We start from the raw sequence: 23644 nt of genomic DNA, 5'->3' as shown, positions 1-23644 counted from the left end.
TTGACGGTGTTTAGTACTGCGGGCCGTTGGTGACGAAAGGTCCGCCCTGGTAGATGGTGGGCAGGTCGTCCGGGGCGGGGCGCTCGCCGGTGTCCGGGAAGTTGTGCGCGAAGACGCGCGAGCTTTGCTTGGGCTTGTAGCCGATATGGCCGGCGTGGCGGTTGTCCCACCAGCGGATGTCGTTGTCCGATGCGCCGAAGGTGATGGTGTGGCCCACGCGCGGCGTGAACAGCGCGCAGCGTATCAGCTCCACCAGGTCGTCATAGCCCAGGTAGGTCACCATCATGCGCGGGTTGCGCGGCTCGGGGAAGGAGGAACCGATGCGCAGGCAAACGGTCTCGGTGCCGAAGCGGTCGTAGTAGTAGCGCGACAGCGCCTCGCCGAAGCATTTGCTCAGGCCATAGAAGCCGTCCGGGCGCAGCGGCATGCTGGCGTCCACCAGTTCGGTGGTGGGGTAGAAGCCCACCACGTGGCTGGAGCTGGCGTAGATGACGCGCTTCACGCCGCACTTGTGCACCGCTTCGTACAGATGGTGCAGGCCGAGGATGTTGGCGTTCATGATGGGCTCGAACTTGTCCTCCACCGAAATGCCGCCGAAGTGCAGCACCGCGTCCACGCCCTCCATCATTCCAAGCACGGCGGCGCGGTCGGCCAGGTCGCAGCGGACGATTTCTTCGCCTTCGCGCGCGGGGCCAAGATCGCCGATATCGCTCAGGCGCACCACGTCCGCCCAGGGCTTGATGCGGTCGCGCAGCATGGTGCCGAGGCCGCCGCCGGCGCCGGTGAGCAGCAGGCGTTTGAAGGGTTTGGTGCTGGATGCTTGGTTCATGGTTGTCCGTTAAGTAAAAAACATGGAAAAAGAAGAGTAAGTTAAACGTTTAACTTGAGTATAGCGGATTTCCCGGCAACGTCAATTGCCCATAGCGCATGGTAAGATCGGCATCCTTGTACTGCTCCGTTATGCGACTAAACGCCACATGAAGAAAAGTGTCCCCACCATCCGCGATGTGGCCGCAGCCGCAGGCGTATCGACCGCAACGGTGTCCAAATTCGTCAACGGCGCGCAGCGCTTTTCGCCGCCGGTGGAGGACACCATCAAGCGCGTGATCGCGGAACTGGGATACCGGTCGAATCCGCTGGCGCAGTCCATGATCACCGGCCGCACCAAGACCGTGGGCCTGTCGATACTGGACATTACGAATCCGCACTTCACCAGCATCGTCAAGGGCGCCAACCGCGTGGCGCAGGCGCACGGCTATACCGTGCTGCTGGTGGATACCGAAGAAAACCCGGAACGCGAGCGCCCCCTGCTGGAGGCGCTGAGCCGCCGCGTGGACGGCATGATCGTGTTCTCGCGCATGCAGGAAAAAGACATCGGCTGGCTGACGGAAATGGACCGCCCGCTGGTGTTCTTCGGCCGGCTGAGCCAGCTCGAGCTGCCCACCGTGGCCAGCGACGACCATCGCGGCGCCTATATGCTGACGCGCCACCTGATCACGCAGGGCCACCGCCGCATAGCCTACCTGGGCTTTTCCAAGTCGCGCCGCGACGAGGAGCGCATGGGCGGCATCAAGGAATGCCTGGCCGCGCATGGCCTGGAGCTGTGCGTGTACGACGGCAGCGCGCCGTCCGCCATCGAAGGGGAGCGCATGTGCTCCTCCATCATGCTGGGCGCCGAGCATCCCGAAGCGCTGATCTGCTACAACGACCTGATGGCGCTGGGTTTCATGAAGGCCGCGCAGACGCTGGGCTTCCGCCTGCCGGCGGATATTTCGGTGGCCGGCTTCGACAATATCCAGTTCGGTAATTACACCTCGCCTGCGCTCACCACGGTGGACCTGCAGAGTGAACGCATGGGCGTGGCGGCGATGGAAAAGCTGCTGGCCACCATCGACGGTACGCCAACCGACCGCCTGACGCGGATCGAGCCGCAGCTGATACTGCGCGCATCCACCGCCAACCGGAACTGAATTTTTTCCCTTAACTCATTAAACGTTTTCCTATGCCCCACTTACACATAGACTATTGCGGCACGCTGGACGCGCACAGCGACATGCAGTTGCTGTGCACGCGCCTGGCGCGCACCCTGGTGCAGATGGAAGACGACGGCGGCCATGCCGTCTTCCCGCTGAACGGCACGCGCGTGCTGGCCTACCCGGCGCCGCACCACGCGGTGGCGGACGGCGCGGCGGACAAGGTTTTCGTCTACCTGAACCTGCGCATCACGCCGGGCCGCAACGCGGCGCTGGTGGAGCGGGTGGGCAAGGCGCTGCTGGCGCAGGTGGACGCCCACTTCGCGCCGCTCAGCGGCAAGCTGCCGGTCCGCATCACGCTGCATATCGACGAAGGCCATCCCGTGTACGAAGGGAAGTGGGCCTCGGCCTGATCTTGCAGCTGGCCGTCGCGCCAGCCTTTGCCGCCGCATCCCAAGCTGTTCGCGCCGCTGACGCATGTGCGTCCGGGGCTGATCGGCGGGCCGCGCCCGGCGTCCATGTGGTGGCGTCGGACCGCCTGGTTTGAAAGGAGTGAAGTTGGATAAGCATATCGCCCAGGTGGCGCTGGAAAAAGCCTACCGCCTGATCAACCACGGCCCGACCGTGCTGGTGTCCGCGCGCCATGGCGGCGTGGACAACGTGATGGCCGCAGCGTGGGCCTGCGCGCTGGATTTCTCGCCGCCCAAGCTGACGGTGGTGCTGGACAAGACCGCCGCCACGCGCGCGCTGGTGGATGGGAGCGGCATGTTCGCCATCCAGGTGCCCACCGTGGCGCAACTGCGCCTGACGCATGCGGTGGGCACGCACAGCATGGCCGACACGCCCGACAAACTGGCGCGCGCCAGCGCAAACCTGTTCGCCATTCCCGGACATGACTGCAACAGGCGAAGCTTACGCCGCCGGCGGCGAGGGCTGATCCGGCGGCGTGCCGACGATGACGCAGTTGCGGCCGGCCTTCTTGGCCACGTAGAGCGCGCGGTCGGCCGCGCCCAGCATGGCGGCCGCGTCGTTCAGCTGCGTCTTGTCGAAGGTGGCCACGCCGATGCTGAGCGTGACGTTGGGGTGCACGGCCGCCGGCGCGTGCGGCACGTCGAGCGCGGCCACGCGCGCGCGGATGGCTTCGGCCACGATCTGCGCCTGCGCCAGATCGGTGTCCGGCAGCACCGCCGCGAATTCCTCGCCGCCGTAGCGCGCCGCCAGGTCGGCCGGGCGCTGCAGGGTGGCCGCGAAGGCTTCCGCCACCAGGGTCAAACAGGCGTCGCCCTGCTGGTGGCCGAAGTGGTCGTTATAGGCTTTGAAGGAATCGATGTCCATCAATAGCAGCGACAGCGGCGCGTCGTTGCGGCTGGCGCGTTTCAGTTCGCGGCTGAGCGCCACGTCGAAGTGGCGGCGGTTGGCGATGCCGGTCAGGCCGTCCACATAGGATTGCGCGCGCAGCGCCTCGGCCTGCACCCGCAGCTGGCGTTCGCGGCCCATGGTGCTGCTCACGTTGCTCACTTCGATCAGGCAGTATTTTTCCTTGCCCTCGGTGAACGGCGTGACCGACACCGCCTGCTCCATGCGCTCGCCGCCCCAGGTGCCGGCGGGGTAGAGCGGGAAGGGCGCGCGGTTCAGGCCGTGCGGCAGGCTGGCGGCGGTGCCGTTTTGCAGCGCGCTGTGGATGGCCTGCTCGATGCGCTGGCCGCGCAAGTCCTCGAACAGCTCAAACAGCTCGCTGCCCTGCACGCGGCTGGCGGACAGGCCGGAATGGCTGGCCATCCACTGGTTCCACAGCACGATGCGGTGTTTGGAGTCGATCACCGCCAGGCCCAGGTTGGCCAGGCCGAGTACCCGGCTGGATAAAGTGGACAGCGACGCGGCGGGCTGCGATGGGCGGGGGAGGATATTTTCTTGCATGCCGAATTATATCTACTCGCCGTTTTTAGGCCATCACTTTCATCGTGATCTGGAACAGCAGGCCGCCGCCTTCGCGGTTGCGCACCTGCAGCTCGGCGCCGTGGCGCAGCAGCACGCGGTCGACGATGGCCAGTCCCAGGCCGGCGCCGTTGGCCTGGCCGCGCGCGCTGTCCAGGCGCGTGAAGGGCTTGAGCAGGGACTGGATCTGCTCGTCCGGCACGCCGGGGCCGTGGTCCTGCACTTCTATCGTCACGCGCTTGAAGGTGTGCATGCCCTTCACGCTGCACTTGATGTCGATCTCGGTGTAGTCGGCGCCCGGCGTCTTGCCGTAGCGGCGCGCGTTTTCCACCAGGTTGTTCAGCACCCGCTTCAGGTCCGTCGGGTTGCCCAGCACGGTGGCGTTGTCGGTGATGTCGGTGTGGATGCGCACATCCGGCATGCGCCCGGCCTCGTGCGCGGTCTCGGCCAGCAGCGCCGTCATGTCCACCGTGGTGAAGGTGGACGATTCGGTCGGCTTGGCGTAGTCCAGGAACTGGCCGATGATGGCGTCCATCTGCGCGATGTCGGACTGGATGCCCTCGCGCGCCTCGTCCGACAGCTTGGCCATCTCCACTTCCAGCTGCATGCGCGCCAGCGGCGTGCGCAGGTCGTGCGAAATGCCGGCCAGGATCACGGCGCGGTCGGACTCCACCTGCTGCAGGTCCTCCACCATCTGGTTGAAACTGCGGTTGGCCTGGATGATTTCGGCCGGGCCTTTTTCCGGCAGCTTGTCCGGACGGCGGCCTTCGGCCAGCTCGCGCGTGGCCACGGTCAGGCGCGCCAGCGGGCGGTTGATCAGGCCGGAGATCAGCGCCGCGCCCAGCAGCGAGGCGACCGACACCACGCTGGCCCAGCCCAGCCACTGCACCCCGGACATGCCGTGGATGCGTTCGCGCTCCAGCATCAGCCAGTAGCGGTCCTCGCCGATGTTGAAGCTGACCCAGAAGCCGGGCATGCCGTTCACGCTGCGCGAAAAGCGCGTGTCGGCGCCCAGCTTGGCTTTCACCAGCGCTTCGATATCGGGCATCAGGGCATTGGCGGGCGGCGGCTCCACGTCGTCGTCGTCCTCCAGCGTGAACACGCGGATGCCCTCGTTGGACACCAGCTCGAACAGCAGTTCGCGCCGCAGTTCCGGCGCCGAGTGGGTGAGGGCGGCGTGGGTGATGGTGACGACCGAGATGACCTGGGCCGAGATCTGCTGCACCTGCGGCTCGCGCTGCAGCATGCTCACCAGGCCTACCCAGGCCGAGATGCTGAGCGTGGTGAGCACGCCCATCAGCAGAAAGGTGCGCCAGAACAGCCCGCTCTTGAGCGAGGCCAGTTGGAAGGGGCGTAGCAATTTCATGCGGCGCTACCGGGCGCGGGCTAGCGTGGCTGGCCCTCCGGAATGAAGACATAGCCCAGGCCCCACACGGTCTGGATGTACAGCGGGCTGGAAGGGTCGGGTTCGATCAGCTTGCGCAGGCGCGAAATCTGCACGTCCAGGCTGCGGTCGAACACTTCGTACTCGCGGCCGCGCGCCAGTTCCATCAGCTTCTCGCGCGAGAGCGGCTGGCGCGCATGGCGCGCAAATACCTTGAGCACCGAGAACTCGCCGGTGGTCAGCGGCACGGTCTCGCCGCTCTTTTTCAGCGTGCGCGTGCCCAGGTCCAGCACGAACTGGCCGAACTCGAAGGTCTGCGGGGTTTCGGACGGCGCGCCCGGAATTTCGTCGGGCTGCTTGCGGCGCAGCACGGCGCCGATGCGGGCCACCAGTTCGCGCGGGTTGAAGGGCTTGGGCAGGTAGTCGTCCGCGCCCATTTCCAGGCCGACGATGCGGTCCACGTCCTCGCCTTTTGCGGTCAGCATGATGATGGGCGTCTGGTCCCCGGCGCCGCGCAGGCGGCGGCAGATCGACAGGCCGTCCTCGCCCGGCAGCATCAGGTCGAGCACCAGCAGGTCGTAGCGCTCGCGCAGCCACAGCTTGTTCATCGCCGTGGCGTTTTCCGCCGTGAAGACGTTGAAGCCTTGCTCCGTCAGGTAGCGGCGCAGCAGGTCGCGCAGGCGGACGTCGTCGTCCACCACCATGATCTTGGCCTGGTGGCCGCCGCTGTTCGCGCCGCTGTTCGAGGTGTTGCTGTTTTCGGTCGAAGTCATAGTTGTCATGCTGTCAGAATTGTCTTAATTATGTTGCTATGGTAACGTCATATTCGCCGTAGGCAAATGTCATTGCCAACCCATTACAAACTGTTACAAACTTTACCCAATTGGTCTTACCTCCTGGGAGAAATGTCCATACACTGGTTGCCATGGCAGTAAAGCTACAGAGGAATTCCATGAACAAGCATCCCGACAAACTGAAGGCGGCGTCCCTGGCGTCCAGGCTGGTCCGCGCTTCCGTGGGAGCGCTGGCCGCCTGTACGCTGCTGGGTTCGGTGTTGCCCGCCTGGGCTTCCGGCCCTGAAAACAATCCTCCCCAACGCAAGGAAGAGCGCGCGCGCGGCGAAGGCCAGAACCGTGATCAAAGCCGGGAGCGCGACGAGCGCGGTTTCGGCCAGCGCGAAGAAGCGCATCGCCGTATCCTGCAGGATAGCACCAACAACGCTGAGGCGACGCGCCGTGTGGGACGCATGACGGCCGACGAGCGCCGCGACTTGCGCCGCCAGATCAACGAAGCCGGCGCCGAAGTCTACGCGATACCACCGCGCCGTTGATCTGGCGCAATGTTACGCACAGGCGTAGCATAGACGCATCACTGCACCGAAAATTCCCTGTTATTCTTGGCTTGCGTGTAACATTGGTTACTTGCAAGAATGCCGGCAGCCGTGTTCCCCATGGCGCCGGCATTTGCCGTATGTCGGGAGGAAGTTTGTGGTAGACAAAGCAGATCAAGCCGCTTCAGCACTGCCCCATGGCGTTATCCAGCGCCCGGACGGCGTGTATCTGGACGCCTCCTTGCAAGGGCCGGTGTTCGTGGTGGCGATCAACCAGATTTTCCAGGCCGGCGCCTTCCTCTCCGGGCTGGACTACGCCGTCTTCATCAAGGCCCTGTTCAATATCGGCCCGCCGCTGCCGCCCGGTCCGCCGGGCGAAGCGCTGATACGCATCGCCGACGTGGTGCGCATGTTCGATCCCCAGCGCCGCGCGCTGTACCGCGCCGTCAAAATGGGCAAGGAGATCGCCGAGTACGTGTTCGAGCCGCTGTTCATTGAGGAGATGGTTCTGCCGGACGGCACCGTTATTCCTGAGCGGCCCGTCAAGCTGGACTTCGACGAATTCGTGGCCGACATGTGGGTCAAGGGTATCCGCTTCGGCATCGACGCCAATAACGTGAAGGCCGCCATCGCCGCCGCGCGTGGAGACCGCAGCACGGTGGCGCGTCGCCTGGAGCCGGGCAAGAGCATCGACGCGCACGTGATCGAGGTGTCGCAGGATTTGCGCCGCAGCGACGCGCCGCGCGAAAAGGCGGACGGGCGCGTGGACCTGCACAGTTTCCAGAACCGCTTCCCGCAAATCCGCAAGGGCATGCGCCTGCTGAAGAAGGTGCCGGGCGAGACCGGCGCGCAGGGCCTGGAAATGGGCGGCACGGCGCTGCTGCCGCAGCCGCCGGGCGACCTGGACTTCCGCCGCTGGGTGGGCGAGGGCACCGAAATCGAACGCACGCCGGAAGGTGAATTCCTGGTGGCGGTGGAGGACGGTTTCCTCGATGTGGACACCAAGAGCGGCAAGATCGCCGTGCGCGACAAAATCGTCAGCCGCGAAGGCGTGAGCGGGCGCACCACGGGCAACCTGGCGCTGGCCGGCGCCTTCGAGGAGTTCGGCGACGTGCAGGAAATGCGCGCGGTGGATGGCAGCGACATCACCATACGCGGCAATGTGTTCGGCCACATCAACTCCACCGGCGGCACCATCGTGCTCGGCGCCAACCTGGTGGGCGGCAGCGCCTACAACGTCAAGGGCGACATCCGCGTCAAGGGCGTCGCCTCCGGCTCCACGCTGCACACGCGCGACGGCGAAATCAAGATCGCGGGACGGGCCGAGAGCTGCGTTATTGTCGGCACCCGCGTCATTATCGAGGAAGCGTCGAACTGCGAGATCCTGGCCGACGAAGTGAAGATAGGCCTGGCGGAAGGCTGCGCCGTGGCCGCGCGCTCCGTCGTGATTGAAAGCGCCGGCCCGCGCAAGCAGAGCGAAATGCTGGTGCTGGTGCAGGTGCCGGACATGGGGCCGATCAACGGCGAGATCGCGGAGCTGAACGCCAAGATCGACGCGCTGGAACACCTGCGCCAGCAGTTCAAGGAGGAAGCGGAGCAGATCACCTCCATCCCGCAGGTGCGCGGCTACATGACCCTGACCGCGCAGATGCGCAAGGGCGAGCTGACGCTGACGCCGGAGCAGGCCCCGCAGCTCAAGAAGATGGCCGCCGCAGTGGAGCCGCAGCTCAAGACGGTGGGCCACCTGCTACAGAAGATGAAGGCGGCCGAATCGCAGCAGCTGGTGCGGCGCGCGCAGATCGACGAGCTGCGCAAGCAGAAGCTGGCCGCGAACGGCCTGGCCGCCTGCAAGATCGAGATGGTCTCGGGCGAGACGCTGGTGCGCAGCATGCCGCTGAAAGAAGGCGCGCCGCCGGCCAGCCAGATGGCGCCCAAGGACGGCAAGGCCTTCCTGCGCGGACCGCATGTGGGCTACGAGAGCTTGTTCTCCGACTCGCTCGGGTCGCTGGACTGGACCTACAGCGCCGAGCCGGACTAAGGAGATGCAGGTGCAGAACGACGCTCCGGCCGCGGAGCCAGCAGCGGAAGGCGAGCTGCCGCCGGCCATCGTCAAGCGCTCGGATGGCGTCTACTTCAAGGGTGGCGCCACGGGGGCGGCTTGCCAGGCCGGCGTGAACCAGTTCTTCCTGGCGGGCGCGTATTTCGCGGAGCTGGACTACGCCGTGTTTATCCGCATGCTGTACGGCGTTGGCCCCGAGCTGCCGCAAAACCTCAAGGACCAGCCGCTGATACGCTTTGCCGACCGGGTGGAGCCCTTCCACGCGCAGCGGCGCGAACTGTATAAATCGGTGCGCATCGTCGACGGCGAAGCGGAGTACTACTTCGAGCCGGTGTTCTTCACCGTGCCGGACCTGCCGCCGCAGCCGGCGCGCCTGAACTTCGACGAATTCGTGGCCGACATGTGGGTCAAGGGCATCCGCTTCGGCATCGACGCGCCGGCCGTCAAGGCCACCATCGCCACCGGGCGGGTGGTGCGCCTGATCGCCGCGCGCAAGCTCAATCCCACGCCGGGGCGCGACGCCGCCATCGTCGAGGTATCGCAAAGCATCCACCGCAGCAATGCGCCGCGCGAGATGGCCAACGGCCGCTTCGACCTGCACACCTTCCAGAACCGCTTCCCGCAGGTGCAGCCCAACGTCAAGCTGCTGCGCAAGGTGCCGCGCTCGCCGGGCCTGCGCGGCTACGAGCTGTCCGGCATACCGCTGGAGCCGGCCGAACCGCGCGACGTGGAGTTGAGCAGCGTGGCCGGCGCCGGCACGCTGCTGGAACAGTCGGGCGGGGTGGAATACCTGGTGTCGGCGCTGGAAGGCTTTATCAGCATCGACGGCAGCAAGAAGATTTCCATCGGCCCCAAGATCATCAGCCGCGAAGGCGTGAGCGTGCGCACCACCGGCAACCTGCAGCTGACAGGCGAGTACGAGGAATTCGGCGAAGTGCAGGAACAGCGCGTGGTCGAAGGCGGCAACATCACCATCCATGGGGACGTGTTCGGCAACATTGTTTCGCGCGGCGGCAATATCGCGCTGCAGCGCAACCTGGTGGGCGGCAGCACCGTCAACGCGGGCGGCAATATCGTGGTGAAGGGCGTGGCCTCCGGATCGGTGATCCAGACCAAGCTGGGAGAGGTGGTGCTGGGGCGGGCCGAGAGCTGCATTATCTCCGGCACGCGGGTGGTGATAGGCGAAGCGAGCAACTGCGAGATCATCGCAGACGAAGTGCTGATCAAAAGCGCCGCAGGCTGCGCCATCGCCGCGCGCCGCATGGAAGTGGGCCGCGCCGGGCCGCGCCGGCAGACCGAGATGCTGCTGTTCCCGCTGGTGCCGGTGACCACCAAATACGACCTGGCCATAGCTGAACATACCGAACGCGCGGGCCGCTTTGGCGCGCAGGCGCAGCGCTTCAAGGCGGAGCTGGATGCGATTGCGGGCGAGCCGGAGCTGCGCAACTACCTCACGCTGGCCACGCGCGTGCGCAAGCAGGAAGTCACGCTGACGCCGGATCAGCTGGCGCTGTTCCAGAAGATGGCTGTGTCGGTGGGCCCGTCGCTGCGCGCTGTGGGCAAGCTGTCGCTCAGCGTGAAGGAGGCCAAGGCGCAGGAGACGGTGGCGCTGGAACAGGCCGCGCTGGTGCGCAAGCAGCGCGAGACCGTGATCGGGCACGGGCGCTGCACGGTGCAGGAAGTGGCCGGCGACACCATCGTGCGCGAGATGAAGTTCAACCCGGACCTCGGCGCGGCCTACGACCGCCCGCCCAAGGAAATCAAGACCCGGCTGCGGGGCAGCACATCGGGCGTGGCGGCCATCTTCAGCGGCAGCAGCGGCACGGTGGATTGGGCCGCCAACTCGCCGTCGCTGCCGCCGGTGTGAATGGCGGGTTACGCTTCGCTAACCCGCCCTACATGCCAATCAACCATCGCCCCGTAGGGCGGGTTAGGCGTAGCCGTAACCCGCCGAGCGCCGCCTGCGGCCTCACATCTCCACTTTTCCACGCAGCTTCTTGACTGCGGCATCCTTGGTCTTCCCATCCAGCCGTTTGCGCTGCGAGCTGCGCGTGGGCCGCGTGGCGCGGCGCGGCTTGGCCAGCACCGCCACGCTGTCGACCAGCTCCTGCAAGCGCCGCAGCGCCTCCTCCTTGTTCGCCTCCAGGCTGCGCGCCTGCTGCGCCTTGAGCACCACCACGCCCTCCTTGGTGATGCGCGTATCCCTCAGCGCGAGCAAGCGCTCCTTGATCGCCTCCGGCAGCGACGAAGCGCCGATATCAAAACGCGCATGCACCGCGTTCGACACCTTGTTGACGTTTTGCCCGCCCGGTCCCTGCGCGCGGATCGCGCTGAACTCCACCTCGTTGGGATCGATGTTCATGTCTTGAACTTGAGCGGACAGCCCGCCGCCCAGTACTCGCCCTCGGTGGCGTGCGCGGCGCGCGCCGCCGTGCCGCGCGCCAGGAACAGCGGATGCGCCAGCGCCTCGCTGGTGCGCAGTATGGGCGACACGCAGCAGTCGCTGCCCGCAAACGCCTCCGTCCACTCGGCCTGCGTGCGCTGCGCAAAAATGGCGTCCAGCTCCGCCTGCACCGCCAGCGCGTCCTCGCCCGCCACCTGCTGCCCCAGCTGCCAGTGGCGCGCCTTCAGGTCCGGGCGCTGCAGCACGTCGCAGCAGCCCTGCCAGAACTTCAGCTCCAGCGCGCCCACCGCCATGTAGCGGCCGTCGCTGGTGCGGTAGACGTTGTAGCACGGTACGCCGCCGGTCAGCAGGTCGCGCCCGGGCGCGGCGTCGCCGCCGTTGTTGACGGCCACCAGCGGCATGATGTTGTTGGCGAATACCGCGTCCGTCATCGACACGTCCACAAAGCGGCCCATGCCGCCCATCTTCACCGCCACCAGCGCGGCCAGTATGCCTTGCAGCGCGGCCTGCGCGCCGCCGAGCAGGTCGCCCACCTGCAGGTTAGGCAGGGTGGGGCGGCCGTCCGGGCCGGCGTTCTGGTCCAGCATGCCGGCGTAGCCGATGTAGTTGATGTCGTGCCCGGCCAGCATGGCGTAGGGGCCGTCCTGGCCGTAGCCGGAAATGGCGCACATCACCAGCTTGGGATTGCGCGCGCGCAGCACCTCCCAGCCCAGGCCCAGCTTGTCCATCACGCCGGGGCGGAAGCTTTCCACCAGCACGTCCGCCTGCGCCACCATGGCCAGCAGCTGTTCGCGCTGGGCGGCGTCCTTCAGGTCCAGCCGCAGGAAGGACTTGCCCCGGTTGACGGCCACGAAGAACTGCGACACTTCCTTGCGCACCGGCCCCATGAGGCGGGCATAGTCGCCCGGTCCCGGGTCTTCTATCTTGATGATTTCCGCGCCCAGGTCGGCCAGCTGCATGGTGGCGGCGGGGCCGGGCAGCAGGCGCGTCAGGTCGAGTACCCGGATGCCGGCCAGCGGCAGCGATGGATCGGATGGCGTCATGGCGTGTTTTCGTATTCGGAGAGGATGGCGATTTTACTTTGATGGTCGCCCAGTGCCAGCAGGCGGCCCATGGGCGACAGCTGCGCGCCCTTCTGCAGCGTGTCCAGTTCGCGTATGGCCTGCGTAATGGCGGGCGGGAAGTGCCACTCCTGCGCGATGCCGGCGGACACCTGGCGCGCGCTGCGCAGCAGCTGGGCGCAGAACATGGGGCGGCCCAGGTCCGTGGCGCCGCCGGCCGTTTGGTCCATCAGGCGCAGCGACGCGAGCAGGCCCGCGTTTTGCACCAGGCCCGCCAGGAAGGCCTCGAACGGCGGCACGCCGAGCTGCTCGGCCAGCGCCCGGTTGGCGCTGGCGCAGCGCTCGGACTGCGCCCAGATGCGCGGCGCCAGCAGCTTGGTGTAGTGGCCGGAATTGAGGTCGATGATGGGCTTGAACGCCACCGTGGTGATGAGCTGGCGCAGGCCTTCCTGGCCGATCACGATGACGGCGTGCTCCACGCTGCTGATGGGCGGCGCGCCGGGCAGCATGGCGCCGTTGGCCAGCCGTATCACGGCCGCCACCAGCACCACGTCGTTGGAGATCTTGCGGGCGATGTCGGCGCCGGAGAAATGTTCGCTGCGCAGGCTTTGCAGCAGCTGCGGAATCAGGCCGGGCATGCGGCGCATCAGCTCCGCGCCGGAGGTGGGCGAGCTGGCGATGCCCGTCAGCGTGTGCAGGATGCGTTGTTCGGCGTCGCTGGTTTCCAGCGTGTCCTCGTGCAGGGCGCCGAACAGCCAGCGGTTGTAGCGGGTGTTGAGCTGGTCCTTTTGTTCGAAGGAGGGCGCGGCCGGGGCAGGCGAGGGGGCTGCGGTGGCCTGCGCGGAGGCAGGCGCCGGTGCGGCGGGCGGCTGAGCTGCCGGCACGATCGGATCCGGGGTGGCCGGTGCGGGCGCAGGCGGTGCGCTGCGCGGCCCGGCGCCGCCGATTAAACGCTTGAGCCACTGGAACATAGAGAGCCTTGAAATCGGAATGGGGAGCGCGTCCCATTGTAGCGGGTTGGCTCTCATTTGCAATCAGCCAATGTTGCGCCGAAAACGTTGACTCCAATCAACACTTGCATGGTCCGTGCCGGGTAGGATGGTGAACGCGTTATCCACCGTGAAAGGGTCATCATGCATTCCTCTACCTTGCAGGGCGCTGCCGATACCGGGCTGCGCCAGTACCTGAGCTTTCGCTTGGGCGGATTGGAATATGCGCTGGACTACGGCAATGTGCAGGAATTGCGCCCGCTGACGGAGCTGGAGCGCTTTTCGGCGGACGGCGAGATCATCAGCGGAGTGGCCTTGTCGCGCGGCGTGATCATGCCCATCGTGGACATGCGCATCGCCTTCGGCCCGCGTCCGCCGGTGCACGATCCGCGCACGGACGTGATTATCCTCAAGCTGACGGACTGTGTGATGGGCATGGTGACCGATGGCGTGACCGACGTGGTCACGCTGGACGAGGCCTGCATTCAGCCGATGCCGGGGATGGCCAGGGAGGTGGATTACCTGCTCGGGGTGGGGACCACGCAGGCGGGCAGGCGCCTGATCGTGGTCGATATAGACAAGCTGATGTCGATACGGCGCGTGAACTTCGGCGGGTTACGCGTTGCACGCTAGCCCGCCAAGCCTCAGGCCAGCGCTTCCAGCTGTTCCTGCAGCTCCAGCCATTCGCCTTCCAGCTGGCCCAGATCCTTGGTGTAGAAGGCCTGGTCGGTCAGCAGCGTTTTCAGCTTGGCCTTGTTGGCCGCGTCGTAGATGGCGCTGTCGCCCAGGGCCGCATCCACTTCCGCCTTCTGCGCATTGCGCTTGGCGATCTGCTCTTCCAGGCGCTTGATCTTGTTCTCGATCGGCTTGCGCTGCGCGGACAGCTTCTGGCGCTGTTCGGCGTCCAGGCGCTTCTGGTCCTTGCTGTTGACCGCGGGCGCGGCGGACGGCGCCACCGGCGAAGCCACCGGGAAGTCGGTCTTGTTGCCCTTGCCCGCAGCCGGCAGCACGTCGGTGCCCTTGCCCAGCTTGGTCTGGAACAGCCAGTCCTTGTAGTCGTCCAGGTCGCCGTCGAAAGGCTGCAGCTTGCCGTCGGCCACGATGATGAACTGGTCGGTGGTCGCGCGCAGCAGATGCCTATCGTGCGATACCACCACCAGCGTGCCCTCGAACTGCGCCAGCGCCTCGGTCAGCGCTTCGCGCGTTTCCAGGTCCAGGTGATTGGTCGGTTCATCGAGCAGCAGCAGATTGGGGCGCTGCCACACGATCAGCGCCAGCGCCAGGCGGGCCTTCTCGCCGCCGGAGAACGGCGCGATCGAGCTGGTGACCATGGTGCCGGGGAAGTTGAAGCCGCCCAGGAAGTTGCGCAGCTCCTGCTCGCGCACGGTAGGCGCGATCTTGGCCAGGTGCCACAGCGGCGATTCGTCGTGCCGCAGCATCTCCACCTGGTGCTGGGCGAAGTAGCCGATGTTCAGGCCCTTGCCCATGGTGGCGTCGCCGGTCAGCGGCGACAGCTCGCCCGCGATGGTCTTGATCAGCGTGGACTTACCCGCGCCGTTCACGCCCAGCAGGCCGATGCGCTGGCCGATCTGCAGAGAGAAATTGATGCCGTGGACGATGCTCTTGGTGGTGATGTCGCCGGTCTTCTCGTCCTCCATCTTGTAGCCCGCATCCACGTCTTCCATCACCAGCAGCGGATTCGGTGCGCTCAGCGGCTCGCGGAACTCGAAGGAGAACTCGGCGGCTGCGCGCAGCGGCGCCAGTTCTTCCATCTTGGCCAGCGCCTTCATGCGGCTCTGCGCCTGGCGGGCCTTGGAGGCCTGCGCCTTGAAGCGGTTCACGAACGACTCCAGGTGGGCGCGCTTGCGCTGCTGCTTTTCCAGCGCGCCGGCGGCCAGTATCATCTGCGCTGCGCGCTGGCGTTCGAAGGACGAGTAGTTGCCCGAGTAGCGCTTCAGCTTGCGCTCGTCGATGTGCACCACCACGTTCACCACTTCATCCAGGAAGTCGCGGTCGTGGGAGATGATGATCAGCGTGCCGGCATAGCGTTTCAGCCAGTCTTCCAGCCAGATGATGGCGTCCAGGTCCAGGTGGTTGGTCGGTTCATCGAGCAGCAGCAGGTCGGAAGGGCACATCAGCGCCTGCGCCAGGTTCAGGCGCATGCGCCAGCCGCCGGAGAAGCTGGCCACGGGCAGCTGCATCTGGTCCAGCGTGAAGCCCAGGCCCAGCAGCAGCTGTTCGCCGCGCGACTGCACGGTGTAGGCGTCGGCGTCGGCCAGCGCGCTATAGACTTCGCCGATGGCGATGCCGTTTTCGGACGATTCCGGTTCCGATTCCAGGCGCGCCAGTTCCGCTTCCAGCTTGCGCAGGTTCACGTCGCCGTCGATGGCGTAATCGAGGGCGCAGCGTTCCAGCGGCGGGGTTTCCTGCGCAACGTAAGCCACGCGCCATTTGGCCGGGAAGTCGATTTCGCCCTGGTCCGGATGCAGCTCGCCGCGCATCATCGCGAACAGGCTGGATTTGCCGGCGCCGTTCGCGCCGATCAGGCCGATCTTGTCGCCGGGATTGAGGGTGACATCAACCTGTTCCAGCAGCGGCTTTACGCCGCGCATCAGGCTTACTTGAATAAAGCGGATCATTGTTGTTCTTCTTGGATGAGGTTACAGCTTCAGCTGGTCTGCGGTCAGCAGGAATACCATGTCGTCGCCGGCGCTGGTGGTGAGCCAGGTCAGGCCCAGGTCGCCGAAGGCCTTCTCGGCGAATTCGCGCTCGTTGCCGATTTCAACGATCAGCAGGCCTTCGTCGGTCAGGCGCTCGGCGGCGCCGGCCACGATCTTGCGCACCAGGTCCATGCCGTCCGCGCCGCCTTCCAGGGCGATCTGCGGTTCGGCCAGGTATTCCGGCGGCAGCTTGGCCATCGAACCGGAGTTCACATACGGCGGGTTGGTGATGATCAGGTCATACTTCTTGTTCGGCACATTGGTGTACAGGTCGGACTCGATCAGCGTCAGGCGGTCCTGCAGCTTGTAGGTGTCCACGTTGATGCGGGCCACGTCCAGCGCGTCCTTCGAGATGTCCACCGCGTCCACGTGCGCGTTCGGGAACGCTTCGGCCAGCATGATGGCCAGGCAGCCGGAGCCCGTGCACAGTTCCAGCACGTTGGTGGTGGCTTCAGGATCGACCATCCACGGCGAGAAGTAGTCGGGGATCAGCTCCGCGATGAAGGAACGCGGCACCAGCGCGCGCTCGTCCACGAAGAAGCTGTAAGGACCCAGCCACGCTTCCTTGGTGATGTAGGCGGCCGGCACGCGGTCGGTGGCGCGGCGCTCGATCACCGCCAGCACGGCGTCGATCTCCTGCGGCAGCAGGCGCGCGTCCAGGAACGGGTCCAGCTTGTCCAGCGGCAGCTTGAGCGTGTGCAGGATCAGGTAGGCCGCTTCGTCCAGCGCTTCCACGCTGCCGTGGCCGAAGAACAGCTTGGCGGTGTTGAAGCGGGTGACGGCGTAGCGCAGCAGGTCGCGCGGGGTGGTGAACAGGGAGGTGGTCATGATTATTCTCGCAAAGGGAGCGGCCGCGCTCAGCGCAGCAGGTTCTCAAGGGTACGGCGGTAGATATTCTTCAGCGGATCGATGTAGCGCAGTTCGATGTGCTCGTCGATCTTGTGGATGCTGGCGTTGGGAGGGCCGAATTCTATCACCTGGGGGCAGATCTGCGCGATAAAGCGGCCGTCCGAGGTGCCGCCGGTGGTCGACAGCTCGGTCTCAATGCCGGTTTCGGCGCGGATCGCGTCGCTCAGCGCGGTGCTCAGCGTGCCGCGCGGGGTGAGGAAGGGCAGGCCGCTCAGGGTCCATTTCAGCTCGTATTCCAGGCCATGCTTGTCGAGGATGGCGTGCACGCGCGCGCGCAGCTCCTCGTGCGTGCTGGCGGTGGAGAAGCGGAAGTTGAAGTCGATCTCCAGCACGCCGGGAATGACGTTGTTGGCGCCGGTGCCTGCCTTGATGTTGGACATCTGCCAGGACGTGGGCAGGTAGTACTCGTTGCCATGGTCCCAGACCTCTGCCACCAGGTCCGCCAGCGCTGGCGCGGCCTGGTGGATGGGATTGCGCGCCAGCTGCGGGTAGGCGATGTGGCCCTGGATGCCCTTGATGGCGAGGTGGCCGGACAGCGAGCCTCGGCGGCCGTTCTTGATCATGTCGCCCAGGGTCTTGTCCGAGGTCGGCTCGCCGACGATGCAGTAGTCGATGCTCTCGCCGCGCGCCTTCAGTTTTTCCACCACCACCACGGTGCCGTCGGTGGCCGGGCCTTCCTCGTCGCTGGTGATCAGGAAGGCGATCGAGCCCTTGTGGTCCGCATTGGCGGCCACGAACTCCTCGCAGGCCACCACGAAGGCGGCGATGGAGGTCTTCATGTCGGCCGCGCCGCGTCCATACAGCTTGCCGTCGCGGTGGGTGGGGTAGAAGGGCTCGGAGCTCCACTGCTCGACCGGGCCGGTGGGCACCACGTCGGTGTGGCCGGCGAACACCAGCACCGGGCTGGCCGTACCGCGCCGCGCCCACAGATTGGTGACCTCGCCCGAGACGATGGTCTCGCACTTGAAGCCGAGTGGCTCCAGCAGCGCGATCAGCTGGTCCTGGCAGCCTTTGTCTTCCGGCGTGACGGAGGCGCGGCCGAGCAGCTTCTCGGTCAGGGCGAGGGTACGGGAATGTGGGGCGGAGGCGGTCATTTGGCGAAGATCTGGCGGTAGGCGTCCGGCGAGAAGCCGACGTGGCAGGCCTCGTCCGCGCCTTGCAGCACCGGGCGCTTGATCACGGACGGGAACTCCAGCATCAGCGCGGTGGCGCTGGCGGCGTCGGTGACGGCGGCCTTGCGCTCGTCCGGCAGGCCGCGCCAGGTGGTGCCCTTCTTGTTGACCAGGATTTCCCAGCCCAGCGTCTGCAGCCAGCCGTTGACGGTCTGCGCGTCGAGGCCCTGCTTTTTAAAGTCGTGGAAGTTGAATTCGTACTGCTGGTCAGCCAGCCAGACGCGGGCCTTCTTCACCGTGTCGCAGTTGGGGATGCCGTAGAGAGTAATCATGGGATGCGTATGTTCAGGAGCGTGGCCGCGCCGGGCGGCGGCCGAAGTGCAGCATTATAGCGTGACTGGCGTCCGGCCCCGGGCGTTCCCTCGCCGGCGCTCAGGTGGCGGCAGCCCGGTTCATGCCGCGATGCGCGAGCGCGAGCTGGCGGCCACCAGCAGCATGGCGCAGCCCAGGCCGGCGAAGGCCATCTGCAGGCTGGAGGCGTGGGCGATGAAGCCGATCAGCGCGGGGCCGGCCAGGATGCCGGCGTAGCCTATGGTGGTGATGGCGCCCACGGCCAGGCCGGCCGGCATGTCCTGCTGGCGGCCCGCCGCCGTGAACAGGATGGGCACGATGTTGGACGCACCCAGCCCCACCAGCACGAAGCCGAGCAGCGCGGCGGCGGGCGAGGGCGCCAGCACGGCGGTGAAGAAGCCTGCGGCGGCGCACAGACCGCCCGCCAGCAGCACGCGCTGGCCGCCGAAGCGCGCCACGATCTTGTCGCCGCTGAAGCGGCCCAGCGTCATCGCGACCGCGAAGGCGGCGTATCCGAGGCCGCCCTGGTCCGCACTGGCGCCGACGCCGGTGGTGAGCAGCAGCGCGCTCCAGTCCAGCACCGCGCCTTCGGCCATGAAGCAGGCGAAGCACAGCAGGCCTATGACCACGACCGCGCCGCGCGGCGCCACGAACAGGCGCTTGTCCTCTGCGCCGTCCGCGTCCGCGTGCGCGGCCGGATCGGCGGGCAGCAGCTTGGGCGCCGCCACGGCCAGGACCGCTGCGGCGACGGCGGCGGTCAGCACGGCGGCCATCAGCGTATCCATGCCAGCCCACAGCAGCAGCGCCATGCCGCCCGCGCCGGCGATGCCGCCCACGCTGAACATGCCGTGGAAGCCGGACATCAGCGCGCGTCCGCTTTCCTTCTCCACCTGCACCGCCTGCACATTGATGGCCACGTCCAGCGTGCCGATGGTGGCGCCGAACAGGAACAGGGTCACGCCCAGCAGCAGCGGCGTGGGGGCGACGGCGAGGAAGGGCAGCACCGCGCACACCAGCGCGCCGGACACCAGCACCACCGGACGGCAGCCAAAGCGCGACGTCAGCGTGCCCGTGACGGGCATGGCGAGCAGCGAGCCGATGCCGAGGCACAGCAGCAGCATGCCGAGCTGCGAAGCCTCCAGGTGCAGGCGCTCCTTCGCATACGGCACCAGCGGCGCCCAGGCGGCCATGGTGATGCCAGCGGTTAAAAATCCAAGGCGGGTGGAGAGTCGGTGTGCTGCTGAGTTGTTCATGAGTGCGGGTCGGGTTAGCGCTAACGTGGGGTCCGCAATTGTACCCACAGGACTAGGAGTTTGCTGAAATCGCTCCGGTTTCGCGAACGCTGCCACTGTGTCTGATCGTGGCGGCGAGTGAGCACAGATGCCCCCAGCTTAACGTCCATTTATCTAACTTCCGCAGACGCTGCCCGTCTTCAAGAACGAGCAACTCATACTCATGCACGTCTGACATGCCGAAAAGCGGGTGCAGCCTTTCTCTGTGCTTCTTTTCGATAAACAGCAAAATCCAGGTTTCTCCCTGACGAGGCCAAAGCGCTTCAAATTGTTCGCACACTCGTTCTGGATGCAGCATTGCGTCGCTGTGAGCAGATCTGCTGATCTGGTGCCACCTCAGCTGGCCGGTTTTGGTAAGGGCGAGAATCTCGTTGAACAGTGCTTCTGTTGGAGTCATCATTCCTCCAAGTAGGCTCGTAAGTCTTTAAATGCTTCCAGTAGCGCTGGCTTTCCTGCATCTGCTGTCATGCGGAAAATGTCTATAAGCAGCCGCTTTTTGGCGCCAAAGGTCATCCATGGGCTAGGCAAATTTCGCTGGAGCGCGTGAAGTTTGGCTTGATCTTCGGGCTGCCACGGCGCCTTGCTGCTGCATATATCCTCTAGCTCATCCAGCAGTCCGCGAACCCGCTGCTTGCGCTGAAATTTGATTATATTCGCTTTGATGCTGCGCACGTAGGCGAGGGACGCGAGCGAGACGGCCAAGCCGAGAATCGATGCCCAGCCGGAATAGAAGGCGAGCTGATCTGGTGACATGGGACCTCCAGCCAGAGGTAAATTCCAAGTTTACGGCGGCTGGGGCGGGCGTGCGTTGCGGTGGGTCAGGTGTTGAGGGTGAACTCGGTGAAGGAGGTCTCCGCTACCGGCGCCTTTTGCTCCGGTTCTTCGTGCTTGCTGTCCGGGCCGTTGTTGAGCAGCCAGAGCAGGTTGGTGGCCGAGTCGGCGTTGGCGAGTGCTTCTTCCTGGCTGATCAGGCCTTGCTGCACCAGCTGGAACAAGGCCATCTCGAACGATTGCGAGCCGGACGACAGGCTCTTTTCCAGCGCTTCCTTGATCTGGCTGATTTCGCCTTTTTCGATCAGGTCCGCGATGTGGCGGGTGTTCAGCATCACCTCCACTGCCGCCGTGCGCGTACCGCCGCTGACCGAGCGTATCAGGCGCTGCGAGACAATGGCTTTCACCGTCGACGACAAGTCCTGCAGCAGCGCCGCGCGGTTCTCGATCGGGTAGAAGCTGATGATGCGGTTCAGCGCGTTGTAGCTGTTGTTGGCGTGCAGCGTGGCCAGCACCAGGTGGCCCGACTGCGCGTAGGCCAGCGCGGCGGCCATGGTTTCGCGGTCGCGGATCTCGCCGATCAGGATGCAGTCCGGCGCCTGCCGCATGGAGTTGCGCAGCGCGGTGTAGAAGTCCTTGGCGTCGCTGCCGATCTCGCGCTGGTTGACGATGGATTTCTTGTTCTTGAACAGATACTCGATGGGATCTTCGAGCGTGAGGATGTGACCCGAGCGCAGTTCGTTGCGGTGGTCCAGCATGGAGGCGATGGTGGTGGACTTGCCCGAACCGGTGGCGCCCACCAGCAGCAGCAGGCCGCGCTTTTCCATGATCAGGTCCGCCAGGATGGGCGGCAGGGCCAGCTCCGCCAGCACCGGGATATTGGCCGGCACAAAGCGGAACACGGCCGAGATGCTGCCGCGCTGGCGGAAGGCCGACAGGCGGAAGCGTCCCAGGTTGGGCACCGAATAGCCCATGTTCAGCTCATTCTCGCGCTCCAGTTCCGCCATCTGCTCGGGCGAGCAGATTTCGGCCAGCAGCGCGTGGATGTTTTCCGGCTCCAGCTTCTGCTGGTTGATCGGAATCAGGTTGCCGTTGATCTTGATGTGTACCGGCGAATTGACCGCGAAGAACATGTCCGACGCGTTTTTTTCCTTCATCAGCTGGAACAGGCGGTCCATTGCCATGGTGCTCTCCCTGTGGCGGGTTACGGCGCCTTGCGCCTAACCCGCCCTACATTGGTAGACATTGCGTAGGGCGGGTTAGCGAAGCGTAACCCGCCATGGCATCAGATACCGCGCAGCAGTTCGTTGATGCCGGTCTTGGAGCGGGTCTGCGCGTCGACGCGCTTGACGATCACCGCGCAGTACAGGCTGTACTTGCCGTCGTCCGAAGGCAGCGAGCCCGATACCACCACCGAGCCCGAAGGGATGCGGCCGTAGGTTACTTCGCCGGTGGCGCGGTCGTAGATCTTGGTCGACTGGCCGATGTACACGCCCATCGAGATCACCGAGTTCTCTTCCACGATCACGCCTTCCACGATCTCCGAACGCGCGCCGATGAAGCAGTTGTCTTCGATGATGGTCGGATTGGCCTGCATCGGCTCCAGCACGCCGCCGATGCCCACGCCGCCGGACAGGTGGACGTTCTTGCCGATCTGCGCGCAGGAACCCACGGTGGCCCAGGTGTCGACCATCGCGCCTTCATCGACGTAAGCGCCGATGTTGACGTAGGAAGGCATCAGCACCACGTTCTTGGCGATGAAGGAGCCGCGGCGCGCAACGGCCGGCGGCACCACGCGGAAACCGCCGGCCTGGAAGTCGGCTTCGGTGTAGTTGGCGAACTTGGTCGGTACCTTGTCGTAGAACTGCATGGTGCCGTCGGACGGCAGCACCACGTTGTTCTCCAGGCGGAACGACAGCAGCACGGCCTTCTTGATCCACTGGTTCACCACCCAGGTGCCGGTGTCTTTTTGCGCCACGCGCAGGGAGCCGTTGTCCAGGCCTGCCAGCACGTGCGAGACGGCGTCGCGCAGTTCGGCGCTGCCGTTGGCTGGGTTGATCTCGGCGCGGTTGTCCCAGGCTTGTTCGATGATGTTTTGCAGTTGTTGGGTCATGATGCTTCTCTTTTATTTAGACAGGTTGGTGCAGAATTGAACGATGCGGCGCGCCGCTTCCAGGCCTTCTTCGGTCTCGGCGACCAGCGCCATGCGGATGCGGTTGCGGCCCGGGTTGATGCCGTGCGCTTCGCGCGCCAGGTAGCTGCCGGGCAGTACGGTGACATTATATTCGGCGTACAGGCGCTGGGCGAACTCGGTGTCCGACAGGCCGGTGCGGCTGACGTCGGCCCACAGATAGAAGCCGGCGTCCGGCAGCGCCACGTCCATCACCTGCTGCAGCAGCGGGGTGATGGCGGCGAACTTGGCGCGGTACTGGGTGCGGTTGGCTTCGACGTGGGTCTCGTCGTTCCAGGCCGCCACCGACGCAGCCTGCACGGAAGGGCTCATGGCTCCGCCGTGGTAGGTGCGGTACAACAGGAATTTTTTCAGCACTTCGGCGTCGCCGGCCACGAAGCCCGAGCGCATGCCCGGCACGTTGGAGCGCTTGGAGAGGCTGGAGAACACCACCAGGCGCGCGTAAGGGCGCTCCACGGTGGACAGGCCCAGCATGTGGGCCGCTTGCAGCGCGCCCAGGGGCGCTTCGTCGCCGTGGTAGATCTCGGAGTAGCACTCGTCGGCGGCGATCACGAAGTTGTAGCGCTCGGACAGGGCGAACAGGTTTTCCCAGTCCGTCAGCGACAGCACGGCGCCGGTAGGATTGCCGGGCGAGCACAGGAACAGCAGCTGCACGCGCTCCCACACCGAGGCGGGAATGCTGTCGTAGTCGCAGCCGAAGTTGCGGGCAGGGTCGGAGTTGACGAAATACGGCTCGGCGCCGGCCAGGTAGGCCGCGCCTTCATAGATCTGGTAGAACGGGTTGGGCGACACCACCAGCGCCTTGGCGGCCGGGTCGATCACGGTCTGCGCCAGCGCGAACAGCGCCTCGCGCGAGCCGTTCACCGGCAGCACCTGGGTGGCCGGGTTCAGCGCGGGCAGTCCGTAGCGGCGCTCCAGCCAGCCGCAGATGGCGCCGCGCAGCGCTTCCGAGCCGATGGTCGTGGGGTAGGTGGCCAGGCCGCTGATATTGTCCACCAGCGCCTGCTGGATAAACGGCGGCGTGGGGTGTTTCGGCTCGCCCATGCCCAGGCTGATGGCGGAATAGTCGGGGTTCGGCTTCACCTGGGCAAACAGCTGGCGCAGCTTTTCGAACGGATATGGTTGCAGCTTATCGAGATGTGGATTCACAGGCGGACCAAAGA

23 protein-coding genes and 1 pseudogene are annotated in these 23644 nt (G+C 65.7%); 7 read left to right on the top strand and 17 right to left on the bottom strand.

Features of this window, described 5'->3' with window-relative positions; genetic code table 11:
• Positions 1-10 precede the first annotated feature (10 nt).
• Positions 11-829, bottom strand: a complete 819-nt coding sequence (locus tag KT882_RS22910) for an NAD-dependent epimerase/dehydratase family protein (RefSeq protein WP_161073069.1) — start codon at positions 827-829, stop codon at positions 11-13.
• Positions 830-977: 148 nt separating this feature from the next.
• Between KT882_RS22910 and KT882_RS22905 the strand changes: the two genes are divergently transcribed.
• The 3 genes and pseudogenes from KT882_RS22905 to KT882_RS22895 form a co-directional block, all read left to right on the top strand.
• Positions 978-1970, top strand: a complete 993-nt coding sequence (locus KT882_RS22905; RefSeq protein ID WP_161073068.1) for a LacI family DNA-binding transcriptional regulator — start codon at positions 978-980, stop codon at positions 1968-1970.
• A 32-nt stretch (positions 1971-2002) separates the two neighbouring features.
• A complete protein-coding gene (locus KT882_RS22900) occupies positions 2003-2386 on the top strand; it encodes a 5-carboxymethyl-2-hydroxymuconate Delta-isomerase (protein ID WP_161073067.1) in 384 nt (127 codons plus the stop codon).
• Between the two features lie 145 nt (positions 2387-2531).
• Positions 2532-2870: pseudogene (locus KT882_RS22895) on the top strand (flavin reductase family protein); the annotation flags it as partial.
• Between the two features lie 15 nt (positions 2871-2885).
• Here the strand turns inward: KT882_RS22895 and KT882_RS22890 are convergent.
• The 3 genes from KT882_RS22890 to ompR are packed head-to-tail and all read right to left on the bottom strand — an operon-like array spanning position 2886 to position 5996.
• Positions 2886-3890, bottom strand: coding sequence for a sensor domain-containing diguanylate cyclase (locus tag KT882_RS22890; RefSeq protein ID WP_161073066.1), 1005 nt, complete (start codon positions 3888-3890; stop codon positions 2886-2888).
• A gap of 25 nt (positions 3891-3915) precedes the next feature.
• Complete coding sequence (locus KT882_RS22885) at positions 3916-5274, bottom strand: ATP-binding protein (protein ID WP_161073065.1); 1359 nt, start codon at positions 5272-5274, stop codon at positions 3916-3918.
• A gap of 20 nt (positions 5275-5294) precedes the next feature.
• Positions 5295-5996, bottom strand: coding sequence for an osmolarity response regulator transcription factor OmpR (gene ompR, locus KT882_RS22880; protein ID WP_228896741.1), 702 nt, complete (start codon positions 5994-5996; stop codon positions 5295-5297).
• A 248-nt stretch (positions 5997-6244) separates the two neighbouring features.
• Between ompR and KT882_RS22875 the strand changes: the two genes are divergently transcribed.
• The 3 genes from KT882_RS22875 (at position 6245) to KT882_RS22865 (ending at position 10548) form a co-directional block, all read left to right on the top strand.
• The gene (locus KT882_RS22875) at positions 6245-6622 is read left to right on the top strand and encodes a hypothetical protein (RefSeq protein WP_228893401.1); all 378 of its coding nucleotides are present in this window, start codon (positions 6245-6247) and stop codon (positions 6620-6622) included.
• Between the two features lie 157 nt (positions 6623-6779).
• Complete coding sequence (locus KT882_RS22870; protein ID WP_228893400.1) at positions 6780-8660, top strand: flagellar assembly protein A; 1881 nt, start codon at positions 6780-6782, stop codon at positions 8658-8660.
• A 10-nt stretch (positions 8661-8670) separates the two neighbouring features.
• Positions 8671-10548 (top strand): flagellar assembly protein A, encoded by a 1878-nt coding sequence (locus tag KT882_RS22865; protein WP_228893399.1) that lies wholly within the window; start codon positions 8671-8673, stop codon positions 10546-10548.
• A gap of 102 nt (positions 10549-10650) precedes the next feature.
• Here the strand turns inward: KT882_RS22865 and arfB are convergent, their stop codons facing one another.
• The 3 genes from arfB to KT882_RS22850 are packed head-to-tail and all read right to left on the bottom strand — an operon-like array spanning position 10651 to position 13117.
• Positions 10651-11043: an alternative ribosome rescue aminoacyl-tRNA hydrolase ArfB gene (arfB, locus tag KT882_RS22860; protein ID WP_161073062.1), complete on the bottom strand. Its 393-nt coding sequence runs from the start codon at positions 11041-11043 to the stop codon at positions 10651-10653.
• Positions 11040-12128 (bottom strand): CaiB/BaiF CoA transferase family protein, encoded by a 1089-nt coding sequence (locus KT882_RS22855; RefSeq protein ID WP_161073061.1) that lies wholly within the window; start codon positions 12126-12128, stop codon positions 11040-11042. The genes arfB and KT882_RS22855 overlap by 4 nt, the downstream gene beginning before the upstream one ends.
• The gene (locus KT882_RS22850) at positions 12125-13117 is read right to left on the bottom strand and encodes an HDOD domain-containing protein (RefSeq protein WP_161073060.1); all 993 of its coding nucleotides are present in this window, start codon (positions 13115-13117) and stop codon (positions 12125-12127) included. Before KT882_RS22850 ends, KT882_RS22855 begins: the two co-directional genes overlap by 4 nt.
• A gap of 162 nt (positions 13118-13279) precedes the next feature.
• Here KT882_RS22850 and KT882_RS22845 point away from each other — a divergent pair, with 162 nt between their 5' ends.
• Positions 13280-13768 (top strand): chemotaxis protein CheW, encoded by a 489-nt coding sequence (locus KT882_RS22845; RefSeq protein WP_228893398.1) that lies wholly within the window; start codon positions 13280-13282, stop codon positions 13766-13768.
• Between the two features lie 11 nt (positions 13769-13779).
• Here the strand turns inward: KT882_RS22845 and KT882_RS22840 are convergent, their stop codons facing one another.
• The 10 genes from KT882_RS22840 to dapC all read right to left on the bottom strand — a co-directional run bounded on the left by KT882_RS22840 (position 13780) and on the right by dapC (position 23630).
• A complete protein-coding gene (locus KT882_RS22840; protein ID WP_228893397.1) occupies positions 13780-15774 on the bottom strand; it encodes an ATP-binding cassette domain-containing protein in 1995 nt (664 codons plus the stop codon).
• 21 nt (positions 15775-15795) lie between these two features.
• Complete coding sequence (gene prmB / locus KT882_RS22835; RefSeq protein ID WP_228893396.1) at positions 15796-16683, bottom strand: 50S ribosomal protein L3 N(5)-glutamine methyltransferase; 888 nt, start codon at positions 16681-16683, stop codon at positions 15796-15798.
• 29 nt (positions 16684-16712) lie between these two features.
• Positions 16713-17858 (bottom strand): succinyl-diaminopimelate desuccinylase, encoded by a 1146-nt coding sequence (dapE, locus tag KT882_RS22830; RefSeq protein WP_228893395.1) that lies wholly within the window; start codon positions 17856-17858, stop codon positions 16713-16715.
• Positions 17855-18208, bottom strand: coding sequence for an ArsC family reductase (locus tag KT882_RS22825; RefSeq protein ID WP_228893394.1), 354 nt, complete (start codon positions 18206-18208; stop codon positions 17855-17857). The genes dapE and KT882_RS22825 overlap by 4 nt, the downstream gene beginning before the upstream one ends.
• Before the next feature lie 120 nt (positions 18209-18328).
• A complete protein-coding gene (locus KT882_RS22820; RefSeq protein ID WP_267478622.1) occupies positions 18329-19480 on the bottom strand; it encodes an MFS transporter in 1152 nt (383 codons plus the stop codon).
• 52 nt (positions 19481-19532) lie between these two features.
• Entirely contained in the window at positions 19533-19919 is a 387-nt protein-coding gene (locus tag KT882_RS22815) for a hypothetical protein (protein ID WP_228893392.1), read from the bottom strand.
• A complete protein-coding gene (locus KT882_RS22810; protein ID WP_228893391.1) occupies positions 19916-20272 on the bottom strand; it encodes a hypothetical protein in 357 nt (118 codons plus the stop codon). The genes KT882_RS22815 and KT882_RS22810 overlap by 4 nt, the downstream gene beginning before the upstream one ends.
• 65 nt (positions 20273-20337) lie before the next feature.
• Positions 20338-21474, bottom strand: a complete 1137-nt coding sequence (locus KT882_RS22805) for a PilT/PilU family type 4a pilus ATPase (protein ID WP_228893390.1) — start codon at positions 21472-21474, stop codon at positions 20338-20340.
• 101 nt (positions 21475-21575) lie between these two features.
• A complete protein-coding gene (dapD, locus tag KT882_RS22800) occupies positions 21576-22403 on the bottom strand; it encodes a 2,3,4,5-tetrahydropyridine-2,6-dicarboxylate N-succinyltransferase (protein ID WP_056397036.1) in 828 nt (275 codons plus the stop codon).
• A 12-nt stretch (positions 22404-22415) separates the two neighbouring features.
• A complete protein-coding gene (dapC, locus tag KT882_RS22795) occupies positions 22416-23630 on the bottom strand; it encodes a succinyldiaminopimelate transaminase (RefSeq protein ID WP_228893389.1) in 1215 nt (404 codons plus the stop codon).
• Between the last annotated feature and the right edge of the window lie 14 nt (positions 23631-23644).

Source organism: Pseudoduganella aquatica (genome assembly GCF_020865585.1).
Classification (GTDB): domain Bacteria; phylum Pseudomonadota; class Gammaproteobacteria; order Burkholderiales; family Burkholderiaceae_D; genus Rugamonas; species Rugamonas aquatica_A.
Note: the sequence above shows the minus strand (reverse complement) of the source record. Positions and strands in the feature narration are given on the sequence as shown.